9 protein-coding genes are annotated in these 10,376 nt (G+C 65.5%); 5 read left to right on the top strand and 4 right to left on the bottom strand.

Going from position 1 to position 10,376, the window contains the following annotated elements:
• Positions 1 to 212 precede the first annotated feature (212 nt).
• The 4 genes from ptsP (at position 213) to JWR89_RS12500 (ending at position 5,826) form a co-directional block, all read left to right on the top strand.
• Positions 213 to 2,480: a phosphoenolpyruvate--protein phosphotransferase gene (ptsP, locus tag JWR89_RS12515; RefSeq protein WP_299716418.1), complete on the top strand. Its 2,268-nt coding sequence runs from the start codon at positions 213 to 215 to the stop codon at positions 2,478 to 2,480.
• A 70-nt stretch (positions 2,481 to 2,550) separates the two neighbouring features.
• Positions 2,551 to 3,633, top strand: a complete 1,083-nt coding sequence (gene prfA, locus JWR89_RS12510) for a peptide chain release factor 1 (RefSeq protein ID WP_299716415.1) — start codon at positions 2,551 to 2,553, stop codon at positions 3,631 to 3,633.
• A 9-nt stretch (positions 3,634 to 3,642) separates the two neighbouring features.
• Positions 3,643 to 4,527 (top strand): peptide chain release factor N(5)-glutamine methyltransferase, encoded by an 885-nt coding sequence (prmC, locus tag JWR89_RS12505; protein ID WP_299716412.1) that lies wholly within the window; start codon positions 3,643 to 3,645, stop codon positions 4,525 to 4,527.
• Between the two features lie 480 nt (positions 4,528 to 5,007).
• Positions 5,008 to 5,826 carry a DUF4167 domain-containing protein gene (locus tag JWR89_RS12500; RefSeq protein ID WP_299716409.1) on the top strand — a complete coding sequence of 273 codons (819 nt, stop codon included), beginning with the start codon at positions 5,008 to 5,010 and terminating at the stop codon, positions 5,824 to 5,826.
• A 193-nt stretch (positions 5,827 to 6,019) separates the two neighbouring features.
• Here the strand turns inward: JWR89_RS12500 and JWR89_RS12495 are convergent, their stop codons facing one another.
• A complete protein-coding gene (locus JWR89_RS12495) occupies positions 6,020 to 7,210 on the bottom strand; it encodes a hypothetical protein (RefSeq protein WP_299716406.1) in 1,191 nt (396 codons plus the stop codon).
• Between the two features lie 286 nt (positions 7,211 to 7,496).
• Positions 7,497 to 8,126 carry a CoA pyrophosphatase gene (locus JWR89_RS12490; protein ID WP_299716404.1) on the bottom strand — a complete coding sequence of 210 codons (630 nt, stop codon included), beginning with the start codon at positions 8,124 to 8,126 and terminating at the stop codon, positions 7,497 to 7,499.
• A 97-nt stretch (positions 8,127 to 8,223) separates the two neighbouring features.
• Between JWR89_RS12490 and JWR89_RS12485 the strand changes: the two genes are divergently transcribed.
• Entirely contained in the window at positions 8,224 to 8,670 is a 447-nt protein-coding gene (locus JWR89_RS12485) for a PaaI family thioesterase (protein ID WP_299716401.1), read from the top strand.
• A 70-nt stretch (positions 8,671 to 8,740) separates the two neighbouring features.
• Here the strand turns inward: JWR89_RS12485 and JWR89_RS12480 are convergent, their stop codons facing one another.
• Both JWR89_RS12480 and JWR89_RS12475 read right to left on the bottom strand, forming a co-directional pair.
• A complete protein-coding gene (locus JWR89_RS12480; RefSeq protein ID WP_299716398.1) occupies positions 8,741 to 9,526 on the bottom strand; it encodes an ABC transporter ATP-binding protein in 786 nt (261 codons plus the stop codon).
• The gene (locus tag JWR89_RS12475; protein ID WP_299716395.1) at positions 9,523 to 10,296 is read right to left on the bottom strand and encodes an ABC transporter permease; all 774 of its coding nucleotides are present in this window, start codon (positions 10,294 to 10,296) and stop codon (positions 9,523 to 9,525) included. The genes JWR89_RS12480 and JWR89_RS12475 overlap by 4 nt, the downstream gene beginning before the upstream one ends.
• Between the last annotated feature and the right edge of the window lie 80 nt (positions 10,297 to 10,376).

Raw genomic sequence — 10,376 nt, 5'->3', positions numbered from 1 at the left:
ATGGCAGGCGTTTTGCTTGGCAAAACCAGCGCCAATTCGCTATACGGCCTTGATGGGCCGCCATTGCGACTGGTGGCGCCGTTTCGGACAATCTGATTCGGTCCGCTTTTACGCCGCTTGTGGCGTGGAAGCAGAAATTCTATTGTTTTACTGAGGCTTAGTGCTGGCGCACGAAATCTGTCGGCGCCAGCTTTGCGGGGAGGGGTCGGCACATGCGGAGCGCGTCGGGTGGCCCCCGCGTCTTGCTGAGACGGCTCCGCGAAACCATGGCGGAGCAGGTCTCCGCCCAGGAGCGCCTCGACAAGATCGTGGTGCTGATCGCTGCCAATATGGTGGCGGAGGTCTGCTCGACCTATGTGCTGCGCGTCGATAACACCCTCGAGCTCTACGCCACCGAAGGCCTCAACCGCGACGCCGTCCATCGTACCGTGCTGAGTGCCCATGAGGGCCTGGTCGGCCTGGTGTCCTCGGAAGCCACGCCGCTGAACCTCAACGACGCCCAGAGCCATCCGGCGTTCTCGTTCCGCCCGGAGACCGGCGAAGAAATCTACCACTCGTTCTTGGGCGTGCCGATCCTGCGCGCCGGCAATACGCTGGGCGTGCTGGTGGTGCAGAACCGCGCCAAGCGCACTTATGTCGAGGAAGAAGTCGAGGCGCTGCAGACCACCGCCATGGTGCTGGCGGAAATGATCGCCTCGGGCGAACTCTCGGCACTGGCACAGCCCGGCGCCGAGCCCGCGGCGCGGCATTCGCTGCACCAGACTGGCGCTATCCTGTCGGACGGCATTGCGCTCGGCCATGTGGTGTTGCACGAGCCGCGCGTCGTGATCACCAATTACATCGCTGAAGATCTGCCAAAGGAAATCAAGCGGCTCGATGTGGCGCTCGCGAAACTGCGCGCCGACCTCGACCGCATGCTGGAGCGCGGCGACGTCGCCGAAGGCGGCGAGCACCGCGACGTGCTCGAAGCCTACCGGATGTTCGCCAACGACCACGGCTGGTCGCACCGACTGCACGAAGCCGTGGCCACGGGCCTTACCGCCGAGGCCGCCGTCGAGCGCGTGCAGTCCGACACCCGCGCCCGCATGCTGCGCTCCACCGATCCCTATCTGCGCGACCGGCTGCACGACCTCGAAGACCTCGGCCATCGCCTGATGCGGCAACTGGTCGGCAAGGACCATGCGCCGTCGCGCGAGCAGATGCCCGACAACGCCATCCTGATCGCCCGCGCCATGGGCCCAGCGGCGCTGCTCGACTACGACCGCAAGAAGCTGCGCGGGCTGGTGCTGGAAGAAGGCACCGCGAATTCCCACGTCTCCATCGTGGCGCGCGCGCTCGGCATTCCCGCGATCGGCGAAGTCGCCAACGCACCGGGCATCGCCGACCCCGGCGACGCCATCATCGTCGATGGCACCTCTGGCTCGATCTACATCCGGCCGTCGGCCGAGATCGAAGCCGCCTACGCCGAGCGGGTGCGGTTTCGCGCCCGCCGCCAGGCGCAGTATTCCGCGCTGCGCGACAAGCCCTGCATCACCAAGGACGGCCAGCACGTCGATCTGATGATCAATGCCGGCCTGATCATCGACCTGCCGCATATCGAGGACACCGGCTCGGCCGGCATTGGCCTGTTCCGCACCGAGTTGCAGTTCATGGTCGGCGAAAGCCTGCCGCGCTCCAGCGACCAGCTCGCGCTGTACCGCGCCGTGCTCGACGCCGCGGGCTCGAAGCCGGTGACGTTCCGCACGCTGGATATCGGCGGCGACAAGGCGCTGCCCTACATGGAGGCGATCAGCGAGGAGAACCCGGCGCTGGGCTGGCGCGCGATTCGCCTCGGCCTAGACCGGCCCGGCCTGCTGCGCGGCCAGATCCGCGCGCTGCTGCGCGCCGGCGGCGGCCGTGCATTGCGCATCATGTTCCCGATGATTTCGGAAGTCGCGGAATTCGACCAGGCCAAGAGCATTATCGAGCGCGAACTCACCTATCTGCGCCAGCACGGCCACGCGCTGCCGGAGCGGATCGACGTCGGCACCATGGTCGAGGTCCCGGCCCTGCTCTACCAGATGGACGAACTCCTGAAGAAGGTGGACTTCGTCTCGGTGGGCTCCAACGACCTGTTCCAGTTCCTGTTCGCGGTCGATCGCGGAAATGCGAAAGTCTCGGACCGTTTCGACACGTTGTCGGCGCCGATCCTGCGCGCGCTGCGCGAGATCGTGCAGAAGGCCAACGCGGCCAAGAAGCATGCCTCGCTGTGCGGCGAGATGGCGTCGCAGCCGCTCGGCGCGCTGGCGCTGATCGCGCTCGGCTACCGCTCGCTATCGCTGTCTGCCACCGCCCATGGCCCGGTCAAGGCGATGATCCTCGATCTCGACGCGGCCAAGGCCACCGCGATGATGGAGCCGCTGCTCGCGGCCCCCTCCGGCAGCGTGTCGATCCGGGAGAAGCTGAAGCAATTCGCGGAGGCCGAGGGGCTGTCGTTGTAGCGAGGCTCTTTTCGCAAGGCCTTGCCCCGTACGACCTGCCCTTTCCTTCCGCGATCCCCGAGACCACACCATGTCCATTCTGCCCGAAGCCAAACTCGACATCCTGCTGGCGCATCACGCCTCGCTGGAATCCCAGCTGCAGAGCCAGATGAGCGGCGAAAACTACGTCAAGATGACGCGCGAATTCGCCGAGCTCAATCCGCTGATCGACGCGGTGAAGACCTATCGCACGGCGACCAGGGAGATCGCCGAGATCGACGCGATGATCGCCGATGCGTCCACCGACGCCGAGATGCGCGAGATGGCGGAGGCCGAGCGGCCGGCGCTGGAAGCCCGCGCGCTCGAACTGGCGCAGGAAATCCGCGTCGCGCTGCTGCCGAAGGATGCGATGGACGAGCGCAACGTGGTGCTGGAAATCCGCGCCGGCACCGGCGGCGACGAGGCCTCGTTGTTCGCCGGCGACCTGTTCCGGATGTACGAGCGCTTCGCCGCCCTGCAGGGCTGGAAGGTGGAAGTGGTCTCCACCTCCGAGGGCACCATGGGCGGCTACAAGGAAATCATCGTTGAGGTGCAGGGCCGCGGCGCCTTCGCCAAATTGAAGTTCGAATCCGGCGTGCACCGCGTGCAGCGCGTGCCCGACACCGAGACCCAGGGCCGCATCCACACCTCCGCGGCGACGGTGGCGGTGCTGCCGGAGGTCGAGGAAGTCGACGTGGTGATCAAGGACGACGACCTGCGGATCGAGACCATGCGCGCGCAGGGCGCCGGCGGCCAGCACGTCAACAAGACCGAATCGGCGATCCGCATCACCCATATCCCCACCGGCCTGCAGGTGATGATGCAGGACAGCCGTTCGCAGCACAAGAACCGCGCCTCGGCGATGAACATCCTGCGTTCGCGCATCTACGACGCAGAACAGCAGCGCATCGATTCGGTGCGCTCGGCCGAGCGCAAGGAGAAGGTCGGCTCCGGCGACCGCTCCGAGCGGATCCGCACCTATAATTTCCCGCAGGGCCGCGTCACCGACCACCGCATCAACCTGACGCTCTATAAGCTGCCGCAGGTGATCGCCGGTGAAGCGCTGGGTGAACTGGTCGATGCGCTGACCACGGAGCATCAGGCCGCGCAGCTCGCCGCGCAGGGTAACGCGTGAGCGGCGCGCGTGGCTGATTCCTTCGCCGGACAAAACGTCGAAACCGCGCGCCGCACTCTCTCGGCACGGTTGCACGCGCACGATATCGACTCCCCCGACCTCGACGCGCGGATGCTGGTCGGCGCGGTACTCAACCTCGAACTCACCGGCCTGATGATCGCTGCCAAACGCATCCTTACCGACGGGGAAGCCGCACGCCTCGAACATCTCGCCGACCGTCGCATCGCCGGCGAGCCGATTGCGCGCATCCTTGGCGTCAAGGAATTCTGGGGCCTGTCGCTGGCGCTTTCGGCCGATACGCTGGTGCCGCGGGCGGATACGGAGACCATCGTCGAAGCTGCCCTCGCGCATATCGATGCCGACAACCGCCGACACGACGCGTTGCGCATTGCCGATCTCGGCACCGGCTCCGGCGCGATCCTGCTGGCGCTGCTATCGGAGCTGTGGAATGCCAGCGGCATTGGCACCGATATCAACCTTGCGGCACTGCAGACCGCCCGCCGCAACGCTATCGATCTCGGCTTCGCGAACCGCGCCGCATTCGTTGCCTGCGACTACGCGTCGGCGCTGGCCGGCGGCCTCGATCTGATCGTGTCCAACCCGCCCTATATCCGCTCTGCGGAAATCGCCGATCTGGCCACCGAGGTGCGCGACCACGATCCGCTTCGGGCGCTGGATGGCGGCGATGACGGGCTCGACGCCTACCGCATCATCGCGCCGCAAGCGGCGCGGCGGCTGGGGTCCGGCGGGTGGCTGGTGGTTGAGGTCGGCCACGACCAGAGCGAAGACGTCGCAGCCCTGATGACGGCGGCCGGGCTGGTCTTGCAAGGCGCGGCCAGAACTGACCTTTCGGGCATTCGGCGGGCGGTAACCGGGCGCAAACTGGCCGGATAAAGCCCGATTGGCCCGAAAAAACCGCTTGGAATATCCCCGGGGAGAGACTACCTTCCGGTCATAACATCGGTTCAGGGTTGGTTCGCCCCGTCGTTTGACGGCTGGAAGCCAGAATTCTCGAGAGAGAGCCCGTCCGGGTGAGGTTCCAACAGGCAGGTCCGATTAAGCGCGATGGCTGAGAGCTGCGCTGCTTGCGACCGCAAAGCGAACGAAAGCCTGATATTGCGCTTCGGAAATCACGCACAAAAGCCTGGCCCTGTTTCGGCGGGTTGAATGATTTGGTCCGGCCGACGACGTCGGCCGGCGGTTGGGGAACGCGTGTTTGTTGAACGCGAACGACGGCAAACCGGTGCAGCGACGATCTGCATGGCGACACGGGCGCATGGCGCGGCCCGAATCGCGCAAAACCTCTGTGACATCAGCGAACTTTTGACGACGACAATCTCTGCGACAATCCTGGATCGGTAATAAAGGCGAGACATGAGAAACGGTCAGAATAACAACAACAAGCGGATGCGGAATAACAACAACCGCAGCAGCAATAACGGCGGCGGCAACAACAACAGCAATAACAACAATAACCGTCGCGGCCAGAATCCGATGACCCGGGTGTTCGAATCGAACGGCCCCGATATCAAGATCCGCGGCACCGCCTCCCATGTCGCCGAAAAGTACGTGCAGCTGGCGCGCGACGCGCGCTCTTCCGGTGATCCGGTCGCCGCCGAGAACTACTATCAGCACGCTGAACATTACTTCCGCTTGATCGCCGCCGCCCAGGAGCAGTTCCGCCAGAACCAGCCGCAGCCGCGCACCGAAAACGAAATGCCGTCCGAGGATGGCGACGATGACGGTGAGACGTTCTCGAACTTCGGCGCGGAGCCGGGCTTCGTGCCGGTGCAGCCGCAGCCTTTCGTGCCGCGCGATCCGCAGCCGCCGCGCGAACAGCAGCAGCGTGACAGCCAGCCCTACCAGCCGCGCGAGAATCCGCAGTATCAGCCGCGCGAGCCGCGCGACAACAATGCGCCGCGCGATAACCATCATCGCGAACCGCGTCCGCAGCATCAACCGCAGCCGCAGTTTCAGCCGCAGCCCCAGCCGGCGATGCCGATCAGCGACAGCGTCGACCGGCTGCCGTCCTTCATCACCGGCCCGCAGCCTGTGGTGAACGGCCCGGCGCCGTTCGATGCCGCCGCCGGCGAACGCTTCCCGCCGCGTCGCCGCCGCCGCCCGCACAGCGCGCGTCCCGAAGGCGCGGCCGCCGCACCGGTGACCCCGGGCGACGATTTCGGGAATACGTAAGTAGCGAAACGCGGACGTCCCTCTCCCCCAAGGGGAGAGGGTAGATCGAACCGCGTAGCGGTTCGAGACGGGTGAGGGGTGCCACAACCTCCGAGCCTAGTAACCCCTCATCCGACCGCGCTTCGCGCGGCCACCTTCTCCCACCAGGGGAGAAGGAAGAAGAGCCCACCTCACTGCCGGTGCATCACTACTATTAAAACGCCGCCGCCAGTTCCTTCGCGCCCGGCAAATTGCTGTTGCTGTCCATCCGATTATTCGTGATCGCCAGCAGCTTCGCCACCGTGTTGTGGCGGATCGCCACAGGGTTGCGCTCATAGCCGCCGCGCTGGAAGAAGTTCGCCGTCGGCACCTGCTCGCGCATGCCGGGCGGCATCGTCACCATGTCCAGCCCGGTGCCGTCGCCCGTCAGATTCATCATCTCCAGTTCGGCGGCGCTGAGCGGCCGGTTGAAGCCCTTGTCGCGGGCGAAGATTACCGAAGTCAGCAGCTTGTGGACCTGGAGCTGCGGGCCGACATCGATATCCAGCACCATCGCATGCACGGCCCAGCCCTGCGGCGTGGCGGCCAGCTTTTCGTGGTCGCTCCAGGTGTCCGGCACGGTCCGGGTAAACGCATACATTCGCTTGAACACCGCGATCTTGCGTTCCATTGCCTGGCGCGGCGGGCCGGAGAGTTGCGCAGCCTTGTCGGTCAGCACCTTTAATATCTGGTGGCCCTGCTCGGCGACCAGCTCGACGCTGTTGGTGGTAAGCAACTGGTTGTAGCCGATCGCGGTGGAGATCGCGCGCGAGCCCGGCCGCGAAGCGCTGAGGCCAGACTGCATGTCGTAGCCGCCATTGCCGCCGGTCTCGAACGAATAGACCCGCACCGCCTGCTCGCGCGTCAGGCCGGATGCCAATACCGCGCGGGCATAGGCGCGCTTGAATTCCGTTTCGCTGACCCGCTGCGGCGTGAACTGGAAGTGCTGCTGCGCGGCGCTGATGAAATCGGCCACCACCGGCAGTTCCTTGCGGGAGCGCGGGGTGCCCTCGTCGGGCTCGGGATTGGACGGCCGCTTCGGCCCGTCATAGAGCGGCGCCTGTTCCAGCACGTAGTCGTCGAGCGTGATCGCCACGCGATCGCGGCGCTTTGCATTGCGGACCTTGCGCCGCTCATAGATGGCGTTCCAGTACGGCTTGGCCTCGGCATCGAAGGCGGTACGGGCCTCCTCATATTCCGCCAGCTTGCGGCGGTATTCGGCAATCGCCTGCGGCGATGCGCCTTGCGCCATGGCATCGGCGACGCCGGCCGGCAGCGCGGAGGAATCCAGCGCCATGGCCTGCGGCGCCATCAGCAGCAAGGCGAGGGGAATCGAGGCAAGCAGCGGACGAAGCGGGTAAAACATGAGACCTGTCGGGCTGGCGCGAAGCGCAAAACGAATGCAGTGGCCGGACGGAACGCCGCCCGTCGTGGCCTGAATGCGCGGTAAAACTATGTTCTCGTCTCAAGACCTTGGAGCAGCATGGTGAAGAATGTGTTTCCAATGCTGGTCGCGGCATTCGCTGGCATGACCTCGGCAGCGTCGGCCGAGTCGCCGGATTGCAACGGCTTTCCGGATTTTCGCGCGCGGATGAACTGCTACGACGTGGTGTCGCGGGCGCCGCCGCGCCAGGCCGCGGCCCGCGCACCCGTCATTTCCAGGCGAATACCGGCTGTTCCAGGTCCGCGACCCGGGTTTCGCGGCCGGCGAGCAGTTCGCTGAACTGGTAGATCAGCGCCGCCGTGGGCGCATGGATGAACTGGCCGAGATGGTCATAGCGGACCACGCGGCGATGGCTTTCGGGGATCGCCACGAAGTCGAAGGCGCCGACGCGTGCGATCTCCGACAGCGCTATGCGGTGCACTGAGGCGACCTCGTCGGGATTGGGGACCGGCCGAGTGCCGGGCGGCGCCCACATCATCACCGGCGTGATCAGATACCCCGAGCGCGTCGGATAGTCGTCGAGGATGCCGATCACGTCGGCCGATGCGAGATGCAGCCCGAGTTCTTCGTGCAACTCGCGCAACGCGGCCTCGACCGGGGTCTCGCCGGGATCGCAGCGCCCGCCGGGCAACGCCCACTGGCTGCTGTGGGCGCGCAGGCCCGAGGCGCGCAACGTCAGCAACAGAGCGGTATCCCGCGCATCGGATGCCTCGGCCAGCACGATCGCCACCGCCGCACGCTTCAATCCGGGCACGGCCGCACCGGCGCCGAGCCGCGCAAAGGTCGCGCCGCGCGCGGCGATCATTTGCCGCGTGGCGGCATTGAACGGGTGCTTCATCGACGCCGAGTATACGAGCCGCGCGGTGGCTGCACTAGGCACCCGCCCGCTGCTTTTGTATGACGGGCCGCTCATACCGATCTCTGAAGGACACTGCATGACTGACGCGGCACGCGCCGAACTCGAAGCCGCCGGCTGGTCGATCATGGACGACGACGGCTTCATCCACCTGGTCGGGCCGGTCTGGCACCGCGTGGTGGAAGATACGCACGAATTCGCCATCCACGGCCAGGACAAGCATCGCAACCGCCGTGGCGTCGTGCAGGGCGGCGTGTTGATGACGCTGGCGGACCGCAGTTGTGGCATGACCGCACGCGCGATCTCCGGCGCGGACGCATTGGCCACCGTGCAGATGGATACCTACTTCGTCGATGCGGCACGGATCGGCGAACTGATGATCTCGCGACCGAAGGCACTGCGGACCACCAGGAGCCTGATCTTCATGAGCACCGAGGTGAAGGTGGACGATCGTATCGTCGCTACCGCCCACGGCGTGTTCAAGATCGTGCGCGATCGGACCGACGGCGGCCGCAAGGCAGACTGACCGTCCGGGCGGTATCGACAGATTGCTGTACGGCTTAGTCCGGCCTTTGCGGCACGAGAACGAAGCCGCCCTAGTGCACTTCCGCCGCCAGTACGGCCTCGACGCGGATCTCTTCGGTCAGCCTTGCCTTGAGCGCCGAAAACTCCGGGCTGGTCTTGATCGTGTAGTGCCGCGGATGCGGCAGATCGACCGCGACGTCGGCCTTGATACGGCCGGGACGCGCCGACATCACCACCACACGGGAGGCGAGGAACACTGCTTCCTCGATGTCGTGGGTGACGAAGATCACCGTCTTGCGCTCGCGCTCCCAGATGCCGAGCAACAACTCCTGCATCAAGGCCCGGGTCTGGTTATCAAGCGCGCCAAAGGGCTCGTCGAGCAGCAGGATTTCCGGGCTGTTAGCCAGCGCGCGCGCGATCGCCGTGCGCTGCTGCATGCCGCCGGACAATTGCTTCGGGAAATGATTGGCGAAGCTGGTGAGGCCGACCTTGTCGAGCCACTCGCCGGCGATGGCGTTGCGCTCGCGCGGGCTGATGCCGCGTTCGCGCAGGCCGAAGGAGATATTTTCCGAGACCGTGAGCCAGGGAAACAGCGTGTAGGACTGGAACACCATGCCGCGATCCGCACCGGGGCCGGTGATCGCGCGTCCGTCGAGCAGGATGCGGCCGGTGGTCGGCCTGTCCAGCCCGGCGACCATGCGCAGCAAGGTCGATTTGCCGCAGCCGGACGGGCCGAGGATGGTGACGAAGTCGTTGTCGGCCACGCAGAGGTTGGTCGGCTCAAGCGCGCGCGTCGGCGTGCCGCCGCCCACCGCGGGAAAAATGCGCGAGACGTTCTCAATGACCAGCTTGCTCAAATCAGACTCCACGGGAACATCGCACGGTTCGCCGCCTTGAAAGCGTAGTCGGAGATCAGACCGATGATGCCGATCACGATGATGCCGAAGATGATCTGGCCGGTGGCCAGCAGCGCCTGACTGTCGATGATCATGTGGCCGATGCCCGACGATGAGCCGATCAGCTCGGCGACGATGACGTAGGTCCAGGCCCAACCGAGCACCAGACGCAGAATTTCCGCGATACCCGGCGCCGCCGACGGGATCAGCACCCGCTTCAGCACGCCGGCATCGCGCGCGCCCAGCGTCAGCGATGCCTCGACCAGATCGCGGCGCACGCTGCCGACGGTCACGGCGACCATCAGAATCAACTGAAATACCGAACCGATGAAGATCACCAGCAGCTTCTGCAACTCGCCGATGCCGGCCCACAGGATCAGCAGCGGAATGAAGGCGGATGCCGGCAGATAGCGCGCGAACGAGACGAAGGGTTCGAGGAACGCCTCGATCGGCTTGTAGGCCCCCATCAGGATGCCGATCGGCACCGCCAGCAGCGCCGCCAGCACGAAGCCGCCAATCACCCGCCAGATCGTCATGCCGATATCGAACAGAAAGCCCTGCGTCGTCAGCAGCCACCAGCCGTCGCGCAGCATGGTCAGGGGATTGGCGAGGAAGGTCTTCGAGACGAAGCCGCCGAACGTCGCATAGGACCAGGCCGCGACGAACAGGATGAAAAACGAAATGCCGAGCACGACGCGCGCGGAAGACGAAATTGGGGCGAGCGGTTTCATGAATTATTGATGCCCATGGTCGTCATTGCGAGGAGGCCTTTGCGACGAAGCAATCCAGACTGCGCGTGTGGCCCTCTGGA

This window comes from Tardiphaga sp., from assembly GCF_028290785.1.
Lineage (GTDB): Bacteria > Pseudomonadota > Alphaproteobacteria > Rhizobiales > Xanthobacteraceae > Tardiphaga.
The sequence above is the reverse complement of the archived record's forward strand: the minus strand, read 5'-3'. Positions and strand labels throughout refer to the sequence as shown.